Raw genomic sequence first — 20,544 nt, 5'->3', positions numbered from 1 at the left:
TTAGGCTGGGAGGCGTTCCCCGCGTGTTCGTGCGGCTCGGCGACGTGGTCAGGGCGTTGAGGGCGCTGGAGGCGAGGGGCGGCTTGGCGCGCCTCGCGCTGTTCGAGCGCACGTGGGGCCCCTACGCGCACGCCGCCCTGGGCCTGGCGCTGGAGTGGGGGCTGGCGGAGAGGAGGGGCGACGTCTACAGGCTGTCGTGGAGGGGCAGGAGGCTCCTCCGCGAGCTCGACGGATGCCCCGTCGAGGCGAGGGCAGTGGGGGGAAGGCTGCTGCTGGAGACGCCGTTCGGCGAATACGCCGTGGAGCCCACGGCCGGCGGCCTGCTGTCCGTCGCCTACAAGCTGGCCGAGGCATGCCGCGAGAGGCCGCAGATAATGCATAGGAGAATAGTGGAGGAGGCCGCGAAGGCGGTCGCAAGGGCGCCCGGGCTGGAGAAATGGCTATACCCGCCGCCGGCGACGAGATGAAGCGGTTTGAGGCCCGCGGCCATGCCCGGCCGCGGGAGGCGCCGCTAGAGGTGGTAGTAGTACAGCTTCAGCAGGGCCATCCTGCACCCCTCGCTGTTTAAGTCGTCGCAGTTCTCGTAGACGGCGCGGAATAGCCGCCGAGGTAGGGGTTTCTTAAACCTCGCAGAGCCCCTCAGGCCGTGTAGCTTAACCGCGTCGATCCTCCCCTCTACAGCCGCCAGCAACGTGAAGGCAAACTGTGCCAGAGAGTGTATAGGTGCCAGGACTTCCACTAGAGTCCTCCCATCCGCCTTACCCAGCAAGAGACGCGCCTCAGACACTAGTTCCTCTATATCTGATCTTAAAACTGATCTCAACATCTCGGCGGCTTCTCGATCGCCTGCGGCGGCCGCCACGGCGTTAACGCAGGCTTCGGGCTTGGGTGGTAGGGCGTTGGACAATTTGTCGCATTCTTCAAGAGCTTCGTCTTTCTGCAGAGGGCCAGCCAGCATCAATAAAGCCGGCCGAAACTCCGGTGAAAGCCGCGGCTTAAACACGTCCACAACTTCTTCCTGCCTCGCCCCCTCCCCCACGCCGAGAACCCTAAGCATAAGCCGAGTAACCACGGAGACCTCCCGGTCGTAGTCCAGCAACCACCGCGACTTTTTCAACAACTCCTCTGCCATCTCCTTGTTACCAGAGGCAGCCAGGTAGACTAGACACTCGCCTAGTATGAAAGCCGCTGTCGCTAAATTAATGGCGGTCGGTTCAAGGTGTTCCTCCGCCTCACTCCACAGCTCCCAGAAGCCTTTAGCTCTCTCGAGAAGCTCCTCCAAATTCTTTGCGACGAGTACGCGGGCCTTAAGAGCCAAACCGCAGGCGATGAGGTAGTTTCCCCAGTCCTCCAGCTCTCTGCGCATCTCAGCCACTTTTTTGAACTCTTCTGCCGTCTCTTCCAGCTTTTTCTCGTCTAACTCGCCTTTATCATCAAGGGCATGACTTAGCTTGTAGCGAGTCAGCACATACATGAACCAACTTCTAAAATTCCTGACCATAAACCCGGCGTCGCGTGTGATGTTGCGTACCCTCACCCAATCGGCGAAGTCTTCGTTTTCCATAATTATTTTCAACTCCTCTGGACGGGCCGCCGCTTTGTCCAACACACTCCTCACAGCTTCGACCTCTCTTTCGAAGTCGCTTAAGCCGCAACGGTCCTTCACATGTAGCGCCAAGTCGTAGCTTTCGAGAGCCACAGCCAGCACATAAGCCCTAGCCACAGCGTCGAGCAAGCGTTGCGCCGAGAGGCCGCTGTCCGGCGTCGTTGCGGCGCTACGCCTTCTAACCTCGCCGTACAGCCGGCACATATCAGCCACAGTCTCCTTCCAGCGATCCTTGATGTGTGCCGAGTGATTTCTCAATAGGTTTGAGTAGGCGACAATAGCCTCCACCAGAGGCCAGAAGCGCTTCGTCTTAAGGAGGCGGTCCCTGAATTGCCGCAAGGCGTCGTAGATGTATTGCACGGTTTTTTGACCTAGCGGCCCCGGCTCCGAGGCGGCGGTCAGCGCAACGACGTATCTATGCGGCGCCTTCTCGCCCAGAGGACGCAACGCCGCCAAAACCGACAACACCGCCGCTGAATGAGCCGCCCCTTGTATCGCGAAAGGCGCCACATAGAGCAACAACTTAGCCGTCTTCCCATCTACCTTAGCCTCTGCGGCCAATGCCGCCAGACCCAAGACATAAAAGGCCCCGGCCAAGCGCGATCCCTCCCTTCTCCACCTTGCCAGCAACTCCTCCGCCGTTTTCTTCGCGGTGTTTACGGCCACCGCGTCTGCAAGGGGGGAGAGGACGCTTATCTTTTCCCTTATCTTCCGAATCCGCGAAAGATCTCTGGCGTACAGCACCTCAACGTAATACGGAAACCTAATCATGTATATTGAAAGCGGCGGTATCTTGCCGTCTATCGTCAAGTAGTCATCCACGGCGCAGGACTTCAGGGAGTCGCCCAGGGTCTTTGCAACGCCCTTTGGGAACTGCTTCCTCTTAGGCAACTTGGGATATCCAGCCAGCGCGTGGCCAGCGATGAAGGCCACCCTGCGCCAGCAACGCCTACTCTCGCCGCTCTTGAAAACAGCGGCGAGCCTCCTGGCGACTAAGAGCAGCAGAGCTGTCCCCAATCCCCGTCTCTTCTCTTGGATGCCGAGCTCGGCGAGGACTTTGTCGCCTTCTTTAAGCACCTCGCCGCGGGCCCAGTCCAGTCTCTCGATTAGGTCGCCCAAGTCTTCTCTGTACTGCTCCCTCGCCTCCTCGCCGTTTAGGCCGACGAGGTCTTTCAGCGCCTCCTCCACGAGGTCCTCGTGTCGCTGGGCGAGCCAATTGGCTATGGGCTCCAGCGCGTCTTTTTTCAGCGACTGCAGGTCGTCGCCCTCTAGCCCCTCCGGCGTTGAAAGACGCCACCTGCCCCCCTCATCCGCCGCCTTCGCGACGTACGTCACGCCCACCGGCACCGGGCCGAAGTAGGCGTGGAGGAGGAGCGGCACCGCGGCCTGCATGGCCAAGTCGCCGCTGCCCCGAAGCAGCACGCGCCAGATGTAGTGGGCGAAGAAGAGCTTCGGCTCCTTCCTCGAAGCCTCTACAGTCCTCTCTATATCTCCAACGCTACACCCATTGCTCCTAAGCCACAGGCCGGCGTATCTGGCGGCTAGCGTGTATCCGCCGTCGAATTGTGCCACATCCCCCGCCAGTATTCTTAACTTTTCCCTCGGCGTTTCTCTGCAGCCGGAGTATTCGTATATGACCTCCGTCAGGAACTCCGCATCTCTAAGGTCGATGGGGAGGACGTATCCCTCAGCCCTCCTCTTCACCTCGCCGTCTAATTCTTCGTAGAGGTCGTCGGGGATAACCGCCAGCACCAGGCCCCGTCCCCTGTTCTCCTCAGCAAATTTCAGCAACTCCTCAAGCGTGGCAGGCGCCGCGGCGGCCGCCTCCTGCGTCGCCCCGGCATATGCGCCTGGCTCTATGTAGAACTCAAGAGGAGACGGGTCAAAGACGGCGACCAGCCGCCCCTCCTCAACTGCGTCTAACACATCTCTCAACGCCACCCGCTGACCTCTCTCCATCTTCTGGATCCTCGCCGCGTAGCCGGCAACTCCGCCTCGGAGGGCCAGCCAAGCCGCATAGGCCGCCAAGGTGGATTTCCCAACCCCCTTCGGCCCCCGCAACACCACCACGCCGTATGTGGCGAGCCTCCTCAGCACCTCCTGAACCACTTCCTTAAACCGGCTGGTCTCAACCAGCCGAAACACCCCCTCTGCCACAGAAACCGCCGGCGTGCCGCCCTTCGCCCGGAAGTTGTCGTAGAGCTGGCCAGCCTCCACCTCCTCTACCGAGAGGATGCGGATGGGGAGCCCCTTCCTCTTTAGGCCCTCCTCCACACCATCGAGCCCCCTCCTGACCTCCTCCAGCCTCTTCTCTATCTCGGCTAGTTTGCCCTCCACCAATTGTCTTATGGCCTCTTCGATCTTCTCCAGCTCTCCCCCCTTCACGTGTTGGGCGAGCTCCCGGCTGAGCTCCTCCTTGGTGACCAGTTCGCCTCTGGCTAGGGCGGCTAGGCTTCCGACAAGGGCCTTGAAGGCCGCGACGTCCATGCCCCACTCCAGCGCCACCTGGTCCACGACCGCCTCGTAGCGGTCGTCGTCAACGTAGGGCTCGGCGTCGAGGGCCCTCCTCACGAGCCCGGCGAAGCCCGCAACGACCTTATCCCGCGGCTTCCTCCTCCCGGCGAGGAGCTCCAGGAGGCGGGCGGCGAAGCCCGCCAGCTCCTCCCTACCCACCCCCGCCGCCTTCGCAAGAAACGCTACGAGAGGCGCAGCGGCGCGGGGGTCCGCCGCCTGGAGGACCGCAGAAACCGCAAAGGCCGGGGCGAGGAGCTCCGCCAGAAGGGCCGATGCCATCTTAAAGCGGAGGCTTACCAGAGCCTCCTTCGCCACATCTCTAAACCCCACGGCGCCTGGGCTCAGGGCGAGGAGGGCGTCCCGGCCCCTCCTGAGCTCCTCGGCCTCCCCCGGCCTGAGGAGCTTCGGCGAGATGCCCGCGCCGAGCCCCCTGTGCTCCACCTCAGCCACCTCCAGGAGCTTCTTGTCGACGTCTTTGGCCGCCTCTTTGAAGAGCTTCGGCAGGTAGATCAGCTCGGCCCTCTTCCCCAGCCTCTCCTTCAGCTCCACGGCCTGGATGGAGCTCTCCACAGCCACGACGACGCGCTCTTCGGCGCCTTTCCCGAGCTCCTCGGCGCTGGGCAGGTCCTCCACGGCCAGGCCCCTGGCCCGTAGCTCCCCCGCGAGCCTCGGGTAGGCGTAGGCCCTGATCGCCGCGCCCTCCGCCTCGTCCTCCCTCAAGAGCCTCTCCAGCATGTACCCGCGGGAGGAGCCCGGCGGAGCCAGGAGGAAGACGCCGGGGCGGCCCACGAGCTCCCTCACGCGGGGGTAAGCCGCCTCTACGACACGTTCATAAAGCCCAGACACGGACTAAGTCATGCGGCATATAAATAGGTTGGTGGCGACCTACTTGTTGAGACCGGCAGAACGTTAGGGAACAAAGTCTAAGACGGCCAGTAGTGCAGCTTGAGGAGGGCGAGCATGCGCCCCTCGCCGTCGAGACCGCCACAGCTCCCATGTGCATCGCGGAGAGGTCGCCTAGGTAGTGGCGTCTCGAACGCCGCGGAGCCTGCCGGGACCTGCGGCAGGTGACGTGCCTCCGGGCCCCAGCCCTCCAAGGGCGAGGCGCGCCCATCCTCGACCGGCCGCATTAACAGTTTTTATAGGCCGCGCCGGAGGTGGTATGATCCGCCTGGAGTTCGGGCTCAGCCTCTGCGGGCCGCTGATGAAGTGCCTGGCCGAGATAGGCGCTGAGACCCTCAGCGCCGCCACCAGCTTCGTCGACGCGGAGGCCCTGGAGGAGCTGGCCAAGACTGCGGAGGCGGTGAGGGTCGTCGTGGGAGACTACGCGGTCCCCCGCGAGGTGTACGAGAGGTGGCGCGACGCAGTCCGCATATACCCAGGCCACGCGGGCAACCTCTACATCGGCGCCCGGGGCCTGGCGGCGGGCGGCGCCCCCCTCACCGCCGCCGGGCTCCGCAGCCCCGCCGCCGCGAACTTCGCCGCGCTGGTGCCCCCGGCCGTGCTGAGGGAAGCCGAGGGATACTTCCACGAGCTCTGGAGGAAAGCCCAGCCGCTGGCCGAGGACGCCGCCGTGGACGCCTCAGCAGAGGACCTCCTGAGGGCGCCCCACGCCGGGGAGGCGCGCCGCGCCAACGAGAGGCTGGCGGAGGCCCTGGGCCCCGGCGCGGCCCGCTGCCTCGCCGAGTTCAGGCCCGGAGACTGCGCGAGGCCGGTCGCAGAGGCCCTCCGGGAGAGGTACAGGGGGTGCGGGAGGGTGGAGGAGGCCTGCGCCGCCGCGGACGTCCACAGGGAGGTGAGCCCCCGCAGGCTCCTCGCCGCGCCGGACTCGGCGCATCTGGCGGGGCACCCGGCCTGCTGGCTCAGGGCCTTCGCCGTGAGGCTGGTCGAGGAGAGGAGGGGCTTCAGGAGCGGCATCGAGGCCTACGAGGCCATGCTGAAGGCCGCCGCCGAGGACTGCCCCCGCCGCCTCAGAGCCCCAGCCGAGGAGGAGCTCGCCAGGCTCCAGGACGGGGCCTACCGCAACGAGGCCATGTGGACGATACCCTACCGCCTGCTCCCCCTAGCTCTGACCCTGCCGGCGATAGGGTGCAGAATAGAGGGGCAGACGCGGAAAGACGGCAGAACGATAAGGCAGATATATTGCTAGGCTATTGTTGACGATATTTCTTGATACAACTCTGTTAGGTAACCCTCCAACTCCTCAAGACCGGTCACCGGCTTGTCCAGCAACTCCAACCTATTGACTAGAAACAGAGTTGCCCTCTCACACTCATCAAAGCCTTTACTTACATCAAAGTGGCTACGTGCGGCTTTGAGCGCGTCTTCGTAAAGCTTAGTGTCTTTAGTGAAGTGGAGCAGACATTCCCAGTTACCATCAGTCAATATACCGCTCCTAGTGAAGTTGGCAGAGCCTATAATGGCAGACCTATCGTTGAGATATAGCTTGGTATGAAGCCGTTGGTACCATTCCGAGGCGGGTATGTCAAAACGAAGATTTTCGCCAAGTGTGTCCCTGAGTGCATTGACTATTTTTATAGTCTTAATCAAACTGTCGATGTGGCTAACTATATATTTCAAAGTTTCGCTGGCGATATATTGCCGAGATGCCCCAAACACCTCCTGGAATATTCCACGATTTTTGCGCAATAGACGCAGAAGTCTCAAGAGCTCAATATCAATAGCGTCATCTACGCAACGCATCAATATCCTCACGTCAATGCCGGCAAAAACAAATGCGCGAAAAACATCATCGATTCTTCTGGTCTCTACAAACGGAAGATGGATAAATGACCTTTCAAACTCAAATAGCGTAATCCACGGAGAAATTATATAGAGATACTTACTGTCAAACGTCTCATGAAGAAACCTCCGGATCAAGCTCTCCACACTTAGCGAAGAGGTGGGAGAACTTGCCACCTTACATATTAAGTTCATTAAGTCTCTTTCCTTGGTATTTCTAGGTTCACTTTGGAATAGTGACCCTTTTTCAGCCTAGCCACCACGTCAGGCTCAAAATCCGGACTGTAGAGGTTCTGAATGCCGTTAAACTTAAGTTTCACGAACTCCGACGCGACGATTTTTGCAACTCTTCTGTCAAGAGTCCTCGCTTGGATGAACGGCGCAGAGAACCTGCTACAAGATCTTGTGTTGACATAACAGTGACCACAAGCAGAGTTGCATGTAAGCAAGGCCAATCTCAGCAACATGCCACGCATTATTCTGCCTAAAGCCCTAACTGCATACACCACATCACGGGGATATCTGCCGTTCCGCCTAGATGCACATATGCGGGGAACCGTACCGCGGGCTCCACAGCCAGTTCTTAGGACACTTCTCACATCGTCTAGAAATAGTTCTATGTAGTTATCCTTGTTATTGTAAATCTGCATAAGCTGGCTAGATTTGCCAGATACTTGAAGACTCCGTTCTAGGAGCTCCTCTACTATTGAGCGCAATACCTGTCCTTTTTGCATATTTAATAGAAGATATATAATAAGTTCATCAAGTTCTGGAAAACGATAAATAGTCTTCTCAAGTTGATATCTACCTTCATGGATCTCCTTCAGTAAGGCACAGTCGGGTCGAATGGCGTTGCGTAATTTCTCCTGTGGAAGTAACTCTACAAGTCGTTGCGCCTCCATACGAATAGAATGCCACAGCCTTACCGTTTCGGTAAGCTCTTCAGGTAACAGAAGTAGCTCCATGTGATCCCGTACAAACTCCTCAATAACTCTGGCTAGTTCATGTGGTTTAGCTTCGCAAAGTCTTTTACGGAAGTTGGGATCGGCCAATATAAAATGCAGTACATCCTCAGGCGTTCCTACTAGACATTTTCCAAACGACAGAATAAGATCTCGATACGCCCTATAGGCATCTTTTCCGTATTCATCTATCGCACCTCGTAGGATACCAAGACCTCCTCTTTCACGTTCAATGATGAGTATAGGTTGCTGCTCTCCCTCTACATAACCTTCAATTAATTTAGTAGAGTCCACATTCGCGCTTTGTGAAATTACTTTTACCAAATGATGGCTATATGTATGTCGAATAAAATCTAATAGAACACCACAACGCCAATCACCATTTTTTAATACATTTCCGGGAACTTGTTTCTGCCTTTCTAACAACTTATGTAGCCGCAGATTAATCCCGTTGAAATTGTCCCTATCTATCTTACTCTCCGCTGATTTTTTATCTGTAAAAATTCCCAGCGTATTGTCCCGGGTGGTAAATACTAAATAACGTAATAATTGTACTTTGTCTGTCCGTAAGTTATCTAAGCCATTTTTTAAACTGTCAAGTATTCTCTTAACAACCTCTGGTGAATTAGATAGTGCGACAATGTCGATCATGAGACGGTGTAAGAACAAATCATTTAGTAAGAATATATATTTAATAAATTGGTCGACTCTCACAAATCCCATTTTTGAAAAGTGATATGATATCACCAAATCATAAGAAAGAATATGTTTAATAAAATTAATTATACTCGTATTTACACTTAGTTTCTTATATAACAAACTAAGAGTTATTCTATCTCTTATAGATTGTTCAGAAACTATTTGACAAATTACTGGCAGAATTTCGTTGAATTTATCTTTCATATGAAATTCAAGGAGGAAAGTATTGGTAATACCATAGCCTACCGCGGCAGGTATTACCTTTTTTTGTTCTACTTTATCATCAACAAAAACCTTTACAAACTGTAATTTACGTGTTTTAATTCCTTTAACCTGTCTTCCATTCTGCGCAACACTACGCGGTAATCGAACACAGGAACCCTGACGTAGCGCTTTTGCTGTTTTACATTGCTGAGCATTAGGCGAACAATAATATCCACGTATCTTAGCATCAACATCCACAGCATAGATGAGATGATGTGCAAGAACATCATTGAATATTAGCAACTTGAATATTAGCGACTTAGTAGCTGAATCAGTAATATCAAGTTCACCAACAGGATGATACGAACTTGACTCCAAATAAATAAAGTGCCTACTATATGAGTTACTAGAGGAAAGATAGACGTGGAAATAATCAACACCGCCAAATAAACGGTCTATGGGGATATGTGCCTTTGTATCACTTGGTAGAAAAACACAATTATAGCATTCGGCGGTAGTCATAGGTCTAATCACATTGATAGATTCCGTACTGGAACATAATCTAACTTGTCCAGCTCCAAGTATAGTGGCAACATATATAAGTTCATCGGGAAGTGATATTGTACTAGGCGGCGATTTAAATTTACACTGATAGTAATTATCTATTTTTGTAACAAGATCTTTGTGAATTATATATATATTATCGTTGTTCAGAGGTATCATTACACCATATTTCGTTCTGAAAGTTGGTTTGCCAGGTAAGTAACCAGCCGACGAAAAAGCAAGTGAAACATCCTCTGAGGTAAGATATTTGGCCCCGCTACTAACCTTGCAACCACCTTGTATTGGGCCTAAGAAGATTCTGACTTGGGGAAGATTTGACTCAGCAAATAGCTTATCCGGGACGTAGTACCTCAGTACCTTAAGATTCTTCAAGAGTTCTATATAGACTGATCGTTTCATGGCTGACATTGTAACCTCTCATTTAATTCATTCATAACTTGCTGATATAGATTTTCAAGTTTTTGTTGGTCATATATATCTTTAAATATATATAAAACATAACTTTTAACTTTATCGTAATTTAATCTAAGTAGTTCGCATTCGTCCCATTTTCCAGATAGTATCTTTTTGCGATTTTCTCTATTGAGAACATAATATTCGAGGAGTAGCTCCACAAGTAGTTGCTTATGCACCTCTTCCGATTTTTCGGTTGGTAAAAATATCATGTCGTTACTTAGCAGATCTCTGAGTTTTCCCTGCGCCGTGGTGAATAACTCAAAAAGATGGGCTTGATGAGGCACATCCGGCGAGAGCTGTATGCCTACAATGATCCGCATTAGGGGATTTTCGTAAACGCGACGGCCTGCCCTGCCAGCCCTTTGAATTAAAGCGGATAGCGTCCTTGGTGCGCCGTGCTGGTAGATCAACACCACATCCGAGTAGTCAACTCCTACTTCTAAGCTACTCGTTGAAACAACCACATATGCTTCGTTGATATTGTCGCGATGACGGCTGGAAAACTCGATTACTTTATTAAAGATTGTGGTACTTTCACTTTTGTTTATAAAACTATCAAGCATATAACCCCACCACAGCTCTCCATATTTCCAACTATTTGTCATAGTAACGCTAGAAATATAACCTTTACTAATTGCATCTATAACCTTCGCATCATCACGGAGCTCTCTCACAGTAGTATTAAATAAGTTAGGGAAATATGGATTGCGGAGGTCTTGTAGGCCGACATATTTACCATTATAGAGTCGTTTGAGAGCACCTTCCCGAAAGTATGGGGGGTCGTATAGCTCGTTTTTTAGTCTATATAACACATTTAGTTCATCAACGAAGATAAGAGCTTTTTTTGTATATATAGCATTTTTAGGAAGTGAGGGGGTATTGTAGAAAGTCGTCATTAGTGTCTGTATGCTAACAGAAAGAGCGTCTACGGGGGCTCTCCGCGTGGGAACTACGATGAAGAAGTACTCGGTACCTAGCGGTATCTTTTCGTCTTCTTCTACTTCAATCAAGTAGTCTTTTACAGTTTTTTCATTTATTCGCTTGTCTATAAACAATGCACTGAGAAATTCGTGAGGCCTTGGAATTGTAGCGCTCATTCCCATTACCAATGCTCCGAAGCCCGCTTCTGTGTTTTTAAGCGCCCTCTGTCTTTGCCAGCGTATCTTGTTTAGAACTCTTCTGATCATAAAGGCGTATCTCACGCCTGGTATATCCGTATATGTGTGGATTTCATCTAACGCGATGACAATAGGATGGTCGAAGATATTGCCTCTCTTTACGCCAAAGAGGGTTCGGAATCCGCTCAACAGGTGCCCCCTAAGTGTTTCGAATAGCGTGATGTGAACATCGCCATACGTCGACTTGCGTGTCAACGTGATGAAATCTAATTTTGTGTTTCCACAGAGTACTATCTCGTCAATTTGATTGTTATCAAGGACACGGAGTCTCGGAAACGATGTACCATCGGGACATGTTATGAAACGTAACTCAACGAAGGCGTGATTACCTTCTTGGACTAGATACGCTTTGACTCCGTGGGGTAGCACTATTTCAACTTCGTTAGCAGTTGCATTTTTTAGCTCTTCGAAGGCTTGGGGTAGTCGGCTCTCTATATCCTCCTTTGGCCGAATTTCGGTGTATTTTATGGTTACTGTTATTGGCGGCAATTGTCGATTTTTTAGATGTTGATTAATGACTTGGAGGTATTTGACTAACCGGCTCATTTGATCATTTGCTAACGCACGCCTGGGGTAGATTATGAGCGCAACCGGTGTATTAGCCTTAGACTCTCCCAGCCCATGTTTATGAAAGATCATCTTTCTAGCTAAGGCCGCAAGAATGATTGTGTAGAGCATAATCTCTGTCTTTCCGCTACCTGTGGGCGCTTGAATTACCAAGTAGTCGGGCTCTTTTTTGCTGAGAGTTTTTCTCAGTTTCTCTAGTGCCCGTCTTATTCCGTTTTTCTGAAAGCTGTAATAAAGCTCTATGCCCACGCTGTTTATGAAGCGGCAAAAGATATCCCAGTAGTCCCTGAATTCTTCTTCGACTTTGTCGCAGGGTATGCCTAGGTATTGATGATACGCGACAAAGAATTGTCGTGCCATGTTTTCTAATTCTTTGCAGAGCTCCCCAGGGGGGTGCCGGCCTATAGGGAGTTCGCGGGGATGCGCGTATGCAAATACTCTGTCTATAAGTAGATAGGATTCAAAGATTGATCTATCGGGGAATCTTTGCTTGACTAGGTATAGATCCTTCGCTATTTCGATAAATCTTGTTCTTACATCAAAGCCGTTATTTAAAGCGTCTTGAAGGACTTTTATACAGTCGGGAAATACTTTCTGCGCTTCATTGCAGGCATAGTTTTGGTCGTACTTGTTGTGATAAAATGAGTAATCCGGTACTTGCCCATTGTCGGTCCTGATAAGGATATATCTGCTTATGCAGTCGTTGTAGATGCCGAAGAGGTAGAGATAACAGATGGATTTCTCTACGACGTCACTGCCGCTAACGAGTTTCCTGAGGTCCTCCTCTACGTCCCCTGCTGTTTGTGGATTGCAGGCATATATTAGTTTAGCTAAATTTTTTACAATGTGCTCCTTTATCTTCTCGGCATTTTCTTTGCGTATTCTTATCCACTCGTCATATCGCATACCTAGAATGAGATCTTGTTCCTTCTCTTCAAGATAGGACAATACGCTGTTAAGCACATATTTTTCAAAAAAGTTCGGTTTTGCATAATATGGGCAAGTTTGTTGAAGTAGTTTATAGGCTTGTGAAAGGGCGTGATCATTCGAAACCAGTGATACCGGTAACATGTCAGTTGCTTTTAAAGTAGTTATTTTTAACAGTTTTTGTGTCCTCTTCAAAGAGGAATGGTTCTTTGAAGTTTATCATACCCGATTGGGATGATGTTGTCGATCCGAAGTTTGACTTCGTCGGTGAGAGGGAGTCTGAGGGGTATAGGCGTGATCGGTTTACGTACGGTGCGAGGCTTTGGGAGCTCGTTGGCCACGTAGTCGATGGCGTGTTGGTGTCTATCTCCACGCTTTCTGAGTCTAAGCTGGCGCAGATTAAGAGGGCGGGCGGGGTTAGGGGGTTCATGAGGCTCCCAGATGGCATGCAGATCATCGGGGACTGCGGAGCTTGGCAGTACCGCGATAGGGAGTTGCCGCCGTATACCGTGCAGGAGGTGTTGGAGTACTATCGAGTTCTTGGGGTCGACTTTGGAGTTACTCTTGACCACATCCCGTTTTTTGGGGATCCCGAGAGGCGTATCGGGTTCACGAGGAGAGCGGCTAAGGAGATGTTCGACTTGTGGAGGAGGGAGGGCTACGGGTTTGAGCTTTTGGGGTCTATACAGGGGGTGTCGATTGAGGATTATGTGGAAAGCTTGAGGGAGCTACATGGCTACGGCTTCAGGAGCTTCGCAGTGGGGGGTCTCGCTAAGCGGGATACAGAGTTTTTGAAACGGCTTGTTGAGGTGCTTACCGCAGAGGTGAGGAGCTTGGGCGACATCAAGAAGGTGCATTTCCTTGGAGTTACGCGTCTGGGGGTCTTGCCTTTGTTGAGCAAGTTGAGCGATTATATAGCGGAGGTGTCCTTCGACAGCTCTTCCGTCCTTAGGCTGGCGTGGACGCGTGAACACGGAAACTACCTTACGGCGGATGGAAAGGCGTATACAGCTATCCGCGTGGTGGATAAGGGACCTGAGGTGGAGAAGGCAGCGCGCCTGCTTTTGAAGAAGCTGCGGGAGTACGATAGGGGGGTTGTCTCTTTTGATGACGTATGGGGGGCTGTTAGGGATTACGTTAAGCTCGTGGGGCATGAGAGATATCTGCCGTACTACGTAGCGACCTTGAGAGACATGCCGTGGAAGCGCTGTGATTGCGCCGTCTGTAGGTCTGCAGGTGTGGATGTGGTGATTTTTAGGGGCAATAATAGAAACAGGAGGAGGGGGTTCCACAATGTTTACGTGTTCAGCAAACTGTTGAGATCGGGAAGATTCGAGGCGAGATTTGCCGTGCCGAGAGACGGCGGCGTAAAGATAGATGAGGCCTCAGGCGATAAGAAGCTGGAGTCTCTTCTGAAGAGTGCACGCACGGTACTCATAGTGACGTACTGCACAGAGGAGAAGAGAGTGCCTTGGGGAGAGGTGGTGTCGGTTCTAAGAGAAAGGGGCCTAACCGTGCCGTCTCACGACATAGAGAAGGAGGCTCTCTACAGAGAGGTGCTGCGAAATTACATAAAGCCTGCGAGGGAGATGTATGGAGGTTCCTTCGCGGTGGTTAGAAGTCTCGCTGACGTTCTTAGGCGTGTAGACAAGGAGGTGGATGTGTATATTATTAGCGCACGTTACGGCTTGATCGGCGAAAATGAGCCTATTGTGCCCTACGAGGCGACTCTCAAGGGGAAGCTCAAAGGATGGATTAGGCAGTGGTCTGCGAGGCTTGGCGTGGAGAATAAGTTGTTGAAGGTGTTGAGTTCGAAGAAGTACGACTTGGTGATCGTGGCGCTTCCCAGGGAATACGCCTACGCTGTGGAGGGAGTGCTACGAAGGCTTTTGAGGATGGAGAATGCCATTCTCATTCTCCCGAAGAGAGCAATAACCGCAGATGGCGTCAGAGCTAGGTACATCTTGGCAGGTAATCTGAAATCTAGAATTAGGCAGATAGCCCTATTACGTGAAATAGCTATAAAGACATATACAGGTTTGGAAAGTTGGTTAGAAGTTTCAGATGGTACAAAAGATATTTAAAGCACCTGCTGGCCTTCTCCATGCGACCGTTTACTCTGAAGAGCTTATACGAATTTTTGCGTTATATAGGTGGAGGCGGCTCTGTAGGCGAGGATAAAAGGCTTAGGGAGCTGTGGAGAGCCGCCTTAAATCTTGGGTTTATACGTGAAGATGGCAGCGTTACTGAGAGAGGGCTCAGGTTTGTCTCTGCCTATGAGAGGGGCGATGGGGGCTCTATCCACGAGCTATTTATGGAGGCGCTCGAGCCCTACCGGGTTGTCTATGGGCTTATCTCCAGAGGGGTTACGCAACCTAGCGAGTTGGTGGCTTTGTCGGGATTCAACGCGGTGGTGGTAGATGTTGTGTTGAGATTGACTAGGGAGGTTGAGAGGCTTGGGATGCCCATGCGCGGTGAGCTCTGGGGGATGTTTGAAAAGGTTCTTTTTGATAAATATAGAGAGTTGGCTAGGCGGAGGTGGAGTAAGTATGTCACTATTTTAGATCTTTTGGAGGAAGTTAAGAGGGAATTGCGCTTCCCGCGGCGCGTGGTGGAGGAGATGTTTAGGGAATTTGTGGCGCGTAGGAAGGGCGACATTGTGTTGACCGGGTCTCCTGCCGGCGAGGTTGCAGGTTTTGAAATTGGGGGTAGGCGATATGTCTACATCATGTTGAAGACATGAGGACCAGAACGCTTCTTCCGGTTCCTGTAGAGGATGAGGTTGAGAGCTTCTTCGACGCCTATGGAGTTCTCCAGGAGTTGGCTAATGTGGTGAGGTTTGTGGCAACGGGCTCCTCTGGCGCTGGGGTAGTGATCGGCAACTATGGGTTCGGCAAGACTCACGTCCTCCTCCGCCTATCGTCTCACGTCAGGAAGAGGTACGTGAAGAGCTTTTCTATTTATGTAGACACGCCGAGCGTCAGCATCTTGAATTTCTATAACGCCGTAATGGGGGCTCTGCTTGAGGATAGGGAGCTGGTCGAGCTGGTCGCATCTCGTGTGGAGGAGCCCCTTGGAGGGCTCCTGAGGATCGCCGGGAGCGATGCAGAGGACTCTAAGTATATCAAGCTTTGGCTTTTGGGCGACGCCGTTCCGCAGAACATAAAGAGCAGGCTTGGGCTTATCTCCACGAGAATAAACGACGAGTTGGCGGTTAAGTACCTGGTTAAAATAGTGTGGGGGCTCGCTAGGGCTGGCCGCGTGCCGCTTATCTTTCTTTTTGACGAGTTGGAAGACATAATCGCAATTCCGCAACCTAAGCGCTTGCATTACCTGAGGCACCTCAGGATGTTCATTGATAGTCTGCCCGGCGGCGCGTTCTTCCTAGCGTCGACGACTCCCGCCGGATGGGACGGCATTTTGAACACCTATCCTCCTCTGGCGCGTCGCCTTTCTTCGTTTATGGTTCATCTAAGGCCTTTCACGCTGGAGGAGACAGAGAAGTTCGTGGGGTTTCTACTTGAGAGGAGGGGGGTTAGGGCTTCGGTGGATAGAGAGGTCGTTAAGGCTATTTACGACATTTCTGAGGGGAATCCAGGCGAGGTTGTTAAGCTGTTGAACATATTGGTTCTCAACGGCGCCTTGGACTCTGCGAAGAAGGCGAAGGATGTGTTGTCGAAGTACGTATAATGCCGAGGCTTTTCATCACGTGGTATGCCGAGCCGGAAGATCCTCATTACTGGAGGTTTTTCCCCGTGGATGGAATAGTCGTCTCTCTGAAGTCAGTGCTTTCAATGCCTAGATGGAAGCTATCTAGAGTCCTCCTGGACGGGTTTAAGCGGTATTTTGGCTTTGGAGGGACGCTCATAGTGGATTCCTTTACGACTTGGCTTCACGCTCGCGCCGGCTTCTTGGCCGATTTGCCGCAGTACCACGTGCTCTATCTGCAACATCTTCTTGGCTCTGACGTGTTGGTTCAGAAGGACTACCCCTTCATCGAGGATATGGATAGGGAGGGCAGGGAGAGGATGTTTAAGAGGAATCTCGTCAATGCCGAGGCTGCGCTGAAGATTGGGGAGCGGCTGGGGCGGGAGGTCATGCTCGTGGTCCAGGGCTGGGACGTAAAGTCGTACGCGAAGTGTGCCAAGTTCTACCGAAGGCTTGGGGCCAAATATGTGGGGATCGGATCTCTCGTGCCTAGAAGCAACGACGTCGAGTTCGTCGAGAGGGTGGTGAAGGAAGTACGCGCCGTGTTGGGCAGATCGGTGCGGCTGCACCTTTTCGGCGTGGCCAATATCGATATATTGAGGCGCGTTGCTAAATACGTAGATAGCGTCGACGTGAGCACCCCCACATTAGCCGCGGCAAAGAAGGAAATGATGGTTTGGGAAGGCGGGAGATTCGCCCGGCTAAAGACGACGTCGCTGACGAGCGTCTCATCCCTTGGACAGCTAGTAGAGGGGACAGCTGACGCCTTCGAGAGGGAACTGCTGACGAAGATCCTCGACGCAAAAACCATGAGCGATAAGAACAGACTTCTTATGATTTACAATACATATATATTCCAGAAATATGTAAATATGTTATTTATGAAATAATGAGTATAAAGTTATATATAGACCCTATTGTTTGGCGTCTTCGTTCTTCGTCTCTTCCCTGCCAGATGAGGGTTTGAGCGCCTCGAGCGCCTTCTCCACCGTCTCTTCGCCGCATGTCTCGGCTAGCTGCCAGAGGGCGCGTATCGGCTGTATCCTCTTCTTGGCGCGCTGTACTCCTGGAAGGCCTCGGGCTCCAGCGGGCCCATGACCACCTCGCCGTCCTGCCACCGGATGTAGAGGCCGTCCGCCTCGGCCGCGAGGGGCGAGACGTAGGGGTTCACGGCCGCTATGGCGTCTATGAGGAAGAGGGCTAGGAGGCCCATGTCCCAGGTAGCCTCAGGCCCGTAGCCGAGGAGGCTCAGCAGCAGGACCCCGCCGGTGTCGCGGCCTATGCCGACCGCGGCGCATCCGTCCTCCGTCCGGCCGTCCAGAATCCCGTCGCTGTAGCGGAAGATGTAGGGGTTCCCGTCGCCGTCCACCGCGGCCACTATTAGGGACGCCTCGGGCTCGTACCCCAGCGACCTCAGCTCCCGGTAGCGCGCCGGCAGCCTGCGCTGTATGTCCTCGGCCACCTTGTGCACCTCCCCGCCCTTCGGGTGCCTGCCGGCCGCGTAGTGGAACTCCTTAAACGCGGCCTCGGCGTCGCGGAAGGACTGCTTCACGACCGCGCCGTCCCCGGCGCCGCCCACCACGGCGAGGTCCACCTCCCCCTCGCCGTCCGAGATATATATCGGCTTGAGCCTCCTCCTCAGCCGAGGCCCCGCTCACCGCCCGGCTGTCGGAAGCCAGAACCACGCCGCGGCCGTACTGAAACGCCGCCACGAAGGTCATAGGGGAGAATCCCATCAGGAAATCAATAGTTTGAAGATCGGCGGCTTCACAGAGCGGCATCGGCCGCGATGTTATCCCCGCTCTCGATAGATGGAGGCCGCTAGAGAGCCTGTAACCTAATGGAGCGCAGAGCTTGGTTTCGATGCGTTGAGCCGTCACGCCGCGGCCTTTTCGACTACGGCGAAGAAGAGGTCGCGGCTTCTGCAGGCGCCGCTCCTTCCCATCTCCTCTACTATCGCGGATACATCCGCCTTCTTCCTCGCGAGCCTCTGCGCCAGCCTGTAGAGGCGGCTGTAGTCCGATGGCTCGACCCACCGGTGCTCCACGTCGTCGGGCGGCCACTCACGGACGTGCACCTCAGAGAAATGGCTTGACCCACCGGTGCTCCTCGCCGCAGAGGGTCAACAGCCCTCTCAGCGGATTGTAATACTGGTACACGCCGAGAGGCTCGACGCCCTTTGAGGCGTCCTCCTCGGCGATTAGGGTCACGCAGCGCCGCAGCACGTCCCTGTGGTCGTTGTAGATGTCGTATAGCGGCTTGGTTAGCATCTCGGCGGCTTCCCTCGCCGCGGCTCTGTCCGCAGGCAGGACGTACATATCCACGTCTCTCAGCCTGTCGGCCACCTCCGAGAGGCACCGCGCCAGGGCCCTCTCGACGTCGAAGGCGTTGCCGGCAAGGGCCGTGCCGTACCTCCCGACCTTGCCGTCCACGCAGTCGAGGAGGTGGTGGAGGGCCGCCGCCCGTAGATGCACGCCGTCGAGCCTGCCCTGCATCGCCAGGCAACCCACCAGGACCTCGGCGCCGCTCACCGCAGGCGTCTGGACTCCGCCGAGATCCACAGCCGGATGCCTGACGCCCACATCGTGGGCCTCGCACCTCCCCAGATCGATAAGCCTATCGACGAAGTTAGCCACGTCGCCGGATATCCCAATCAGCTCTGCGCACGTCCTGTGCACCCTATGGGAAGGCATAGCCCCCGCGCAGAGCCAAGACGCAAGCGGCAGACCGCAGCGCAGACGCGACCACGAGCCTCCGAGGGCCTCACATCTATGAACTTGCCGCCGAAGACGGGCGCCCCAGCGTCGGAGTAGGGCGCTGCGAAAATGCGCAGAGCCAACGGATCCTGGGGAGACAGGGCCCACGCGGAAGACGCCTGCGGCGTCTGTGCCCAGCGAGAGGCGTCAGACGGTTGCGGGGCTGGAGGAGGCCTTGGACTGTGGACGAGGCGCCGGAGCCGGCGGGCCTCCAGCCGGAGCTCTGGGGCGATTCCCACACGCACTGCCGTCTTCCGCGGGGAGGACGGCGAGGAGTACGAAGAGGATGCCGCCTCCGAGGCCGTGCTCAAGCCGGCGCAGGACGCGACGCCGCGGCCGCCGCAGAACCCAACATAGGCAATTTCAATTCTCCATTGGAGATGCACGTGCTCTACTACTATGCGGGCGGCTCCGAGCGCATTATTGGTTTCAATTCTCCATTGGAGATGCCTGGAATATATTCGCCTGTATTTAGGCCCTTTCAACCCCCTCAGTTTCAATTATCCATTGGAGATGCTGTTCTTGGTTTTGAGCTTGGGCTTGGTTTTGGGTTTGTTTCAATTCTCCATTGGAGATGCGGTATCGGCATGCTCTTCGATATCTCCTTCAGCACGCTGAATGTTTCAATTCTCCATTGGAGATGCCGATCAGGTACACGAGCTCGTATACGTGGGTGTGGTTGAGTATGAAGTTTCGATTCTCCATTGGAGATGCGTGTATAAAGCTTGGCCAGGATAACGGCCTAGACCGCGCTGATATGTTTCAATTCTCCATTGGAGATGCTGGAGGCATATTTACGAGCCGTGGTATAAGCTGGACACATTGAGTCCAGTTTCAATTCTCCATTGGAGATGCCGGGTTTCTTGGACCATGAATGTATAGGCATTTAAGCTTTTCTATCCGTCTTTCGGCGTGATGTAGGTCTAACTGCGCTGCACGGGTCGCCGCGTCTTGTTTCTACGTAAAGTGCGCCGGGCGTGCAGATGCGCGCATCTGCGTGCTTTTACGTCTCGGCGTCGGCCCGCGCCGGGAAGCTGCCGTTTTATAAACGGGATCCCCGCTTTACGTACGCAGCTCGCCGAAGCAGTGGACAGCTTCGATGGATGTAAAGCGCAATCTGCACGACGTTTTATAAACGCCGTCCGACGGCGCGTCGAATCCTTTATATCGCGGCGCCTCGGGACGGCCATGTCTGTGGTGGCCTTCAGGGGCAACCTGGAGAGGGGGGTGGCGATCAACCTCTTCTCGGGCTACCTGGCGCACTCCGTGGTGCACCGCCTCCTGCCGGGGCTCCCGGAGAGGGGGCCGAAGCCCTTCACAGTCTGGCCGCTTCTGATCGACGGAAGGCCTGCGGTCGGGCCGGCGGCCGCCGCGGCGGGGGCCGAGGTGGAGCTCCGCGCCGCCTTCTTCGACGAGGAGCTGGGGCGGAGGTTCATAGAGGCGGTGGAGGGCGGCTTCGACCTCTTCGGCGCCCGCGTCGCCCCGGCGGAGCTGGAGTTCTGGAGGCCGCCGCGGCCCGCCGCGCGGCAGACGCCGGCGTTCAGGGTGGAGTTCCTCTCGCCGACCCGGTTCGAGACGCCTCCCTACGTGAGGCGGCCGAGGCCGGTGTACGACCTCACCCCCGCCCCGCGGAACGTGTTCAAGTCGGCCCTCAAGACGGC

Annotated in this window: 13 protein-coding genes, 1 pseudogene and 1 CRISPR repeat array; of the genes and pseudogenes, 7 read left to right on the top strand and 7 right to left on the bottom strand. The window is 54.3% G+C overall.

All coding sequences use genetic code 11. The annotated features are described in order from the left end of the window. Positions 1-23: 23 nt before the first annotated feature. Positions 24-467 carry a hypothetical protein gene (locus tag B7L68_RS01330; protein ID WP_081245895.1) on the top strand — a complete coding sequence of 148 codons (444 nt, stop codon included), beginning with the start codon at positions 24-26 and terminating at the stop codon, positions 465-467. A gap of 44 nt (positions 468-511) precedes the next feature. Here B7L68_RS01330 and B7L68_RS01325 read toward each other — a convergent pair whose 3' ends face one another. After that, complete coding sequence (locus B7L68_RS01325) at positions 512-4,966, bottom strand: hypothetical protein (protein WP_143615275.1); 4,455 nt, start codon at positions 4,964-4,966, stop codon at positions 512-514. Positions 4,967-5,282: 316 nt separating this feature from the next. Between B7L68_RS01325 and B7L68_RS01315 the strand changes: the two genes are divergently transcribed. Continuing rightward, the gene (locus B7L68_RS01315) at positions 5,283-6,269 is read left to right on the top strand and encodes a hypothetical protein (protein ID WP_081245892.1); all 987 of its coding nucleotides are present in this window, start codon (positions 5,283-5,285) and stop codon (positions 6,267-6,269) included. On the opposite strand, the gene B7L68_RS01310 is transcribed toward B7L68_RS01315, so the two are convergent. From B7L68_RS01310 to B7L68_RS01295, 3 genes are read right to left on the bottom strand one after another with little or no spacing between them, the layout of a single operon-like run. Then, complete coding sequence (locus B7L68_RS01310; protein WP_162008387.1) at positions 6,266-7,009, bottom strand: phospholipase D-like domain-containing protein; 744 nt, start codon at positions 7,007-7,009, stop codon at positions 6,266-6,268. The two genes, B7L68_RS01315 and B7L68_RS01310, sit on opposite strands and share 4 nt — an antisense overlap. A gap of 47 nt (positions 7,010-7,056) precedes the next feature. Further along, a complete protein-coding gene (locus B7L68_RS08475; RefSeq protein WP_143615274.1) occupies positions 7,057-9,690 on the bottom strand; it encodes a hypothetical protein in 2,634 nt (877 codons plus the stop codon). After that, positions 9,687-12,614, bottom strand: coding sequence for a DEAD/DEAH box helicase (locus tag B7L68_RS01295; protein ID WP_143615273.1), 2,928 nt, complete (start codon positions 12,612-12,614; stop codon positions 9,687-9,689). The genes B7L68_RS08475 and B7L68_RS01295 overlap by 4 nt, the downstream gene beginning before the upstream one ends. Here B7L68_RS01295 and dpdA point away from each other — a divergent pair. From dpdA to B7L68_RS01275, 4 genes are read left to right on the top strand one after another with little or no spacing between them, the layout of a single operon-like run. Then, positions 12,602-14,503 carry a tRNA-guanine transglycosylase DpdA gene (gene dpdA / locus B7L68_RS01290; RefSeq protein ID WP_081245887.1) on the top strand — a complete coding sequence of 634 codons (1,902 nt, stop codon included), beginning with the start codon at positions 12,602-12,604 and terminating at the stop codon, positions 14,501-14,503. The genes B7L68_RS01295 and dpdA overlap by 13 nt on opposite strands. Positions 14,504-14,523: 20 nt before the next feature. Further along, complete coding sequence (locus B7L68_RS01285) at positions 14,524-15,162, top strand: hypothetical protein (protein ID WP_081245886.1); 639 nt, start codon at positions 14,524-14,526, stop codon at positions 15,160-15,162. Continuing rightward, positions 15,159-16,109, top strand: coding sequence for a BREX system ATP-binding domain-containing protein (locus B7L68_RS01280; RefSeq protein ID WP_081245885.1), 951 nt, complete (start codon positions 15,159-15,161; stop codon positions 16,107-16,109). Before B7L68_RS01285 ends, B7L68_RS01280 begins: the two co-directional genes overlap by 4 nt. Continuing rightward, a complete protein-coding gene (locus B7L68_RS01275) occupies positions 16,109-17,017 on the top strand; it encodes a hypothetical protein (RefSeq protein ID WP_081245884.1) in 909 nt (302 codons plus the stop codon). Before B7L68_RS01280 ends, B7L68_RS01275 begins: the two co-directional genes overlap by 1 nt. 122 nt (positions 17,018-17,139) lie before the next feature. Here B7L68_RS01275 and B7L68_RS01270 read toward each other — a convergent pair whose 3' ends face one another. From B7L68_RS01270 to B7L68_RS01260, 3 genes are all read right to left on the bottom strand, one after another. Further along, entirely contained in the window at positions 17,140-17,721 is a 582-nt protein-coding gene (locus tag B7L68_RS01270) for a hypothetical protein (RefSeq protein ID WP_081245883.1), read from the bottom strand. A gap of 282 nt (positions 17,722-18,003) precedes the next feature. Next, a complete protein-coding gene (locus tag B7L68_RS01265; protein WP_081245882.1) occupies positions 18,004-18,204 on the bottom strand; it encodes a hypothetical protein in 201 nt (66 codons plus the stop codon). Between the two features lies 1 nt (position 18,205). After that, positions 18,206-18,820 (bottom strand): hypothetical protein, encoded by a 615-nt coding sequence (locus B7L68_RS01260; RefSeq protein WP_081245881.1) that lies wholly within the window; start codon positions 18,818-18,820, stop codon positions 18,206-18,208. A 423-nt stretch (positions 18,821-19,243) separates the two neighbouring features. Further along, positions 19,244-19,738: a CRISPR direct-repeat array (repeat unit 24 nt; unit sequence GTTTCAATTCTCCATTGGAGATGC). 333 nt (positions 19,739-20,071) lie between these two features. Here B7L68_RS01260 and B7L68_RS01255 point away from each other — a divergent pair. Next, positions 20,072-20,544 (top strand): annotated as a pseudogene (locus tag B7L68_RS01255) (CRISPR-associated endoribonuclease Cas6); the annotation flags it as partial.

This window comes from Thermoproteus sp. CP80 (genome assembly GCF_002077075.2).
Taxonomy (GTDB): domain Archaea; phylum Thermoproteota; class Thermoprotei; order Thermoproteales; family Thermoproteaceae; genus Thermoproteus.
This window is presented reverse-complemented; position numbering and strand designations above follow the sequence as displayed.

Bases quoted from the DNA above. Each gene is read 5' to 3' on its own strand.
- B7L68_RS01285 (WP_081245886.1), top strand. From the start codon at position 14,524: ATGCGACCGTTTACTCTGAAGAGCTTATACGAATTTTTGCGTTATATA.
- B7L68_RS08475 (WP_143615274.1), bottom strand. From the start codon at position 9,690: ATGAAACGATCAGTCTATATAGAACTCTTGAAGAATCTTAAGGTACTG.
- B7L68_RS01315 (WP_081245892.1), top strand. From the start codon at position 5,283: ATGATCCGCCTGGAGTTCGGGCTCAGCCTCTGCGGGCCGCTGATGAAG.
- B7L68_RS01275 (WP_081245884.1), top strand. From the start codon at position 16,109: ATGCCGAGGCTTTTCATCACGTGGTATGCCGAGCCGGAAGATCCTCAT.
- B7L68_RS01280 (WP_081245885.1), top strand. From the start codon at position 15,159: ATGAGGACCAGAACGCTTCTTCCGGTTCCTGTAGAGGATGAGGTTGAG.
- B7L68_RS01260 (WP_081245881.1), bottom strand. From the start codon at position 18,820: ATGCCTTCCCATAGGGTGCACAGGACGTGCGCAGAGCTGATTGGGATA.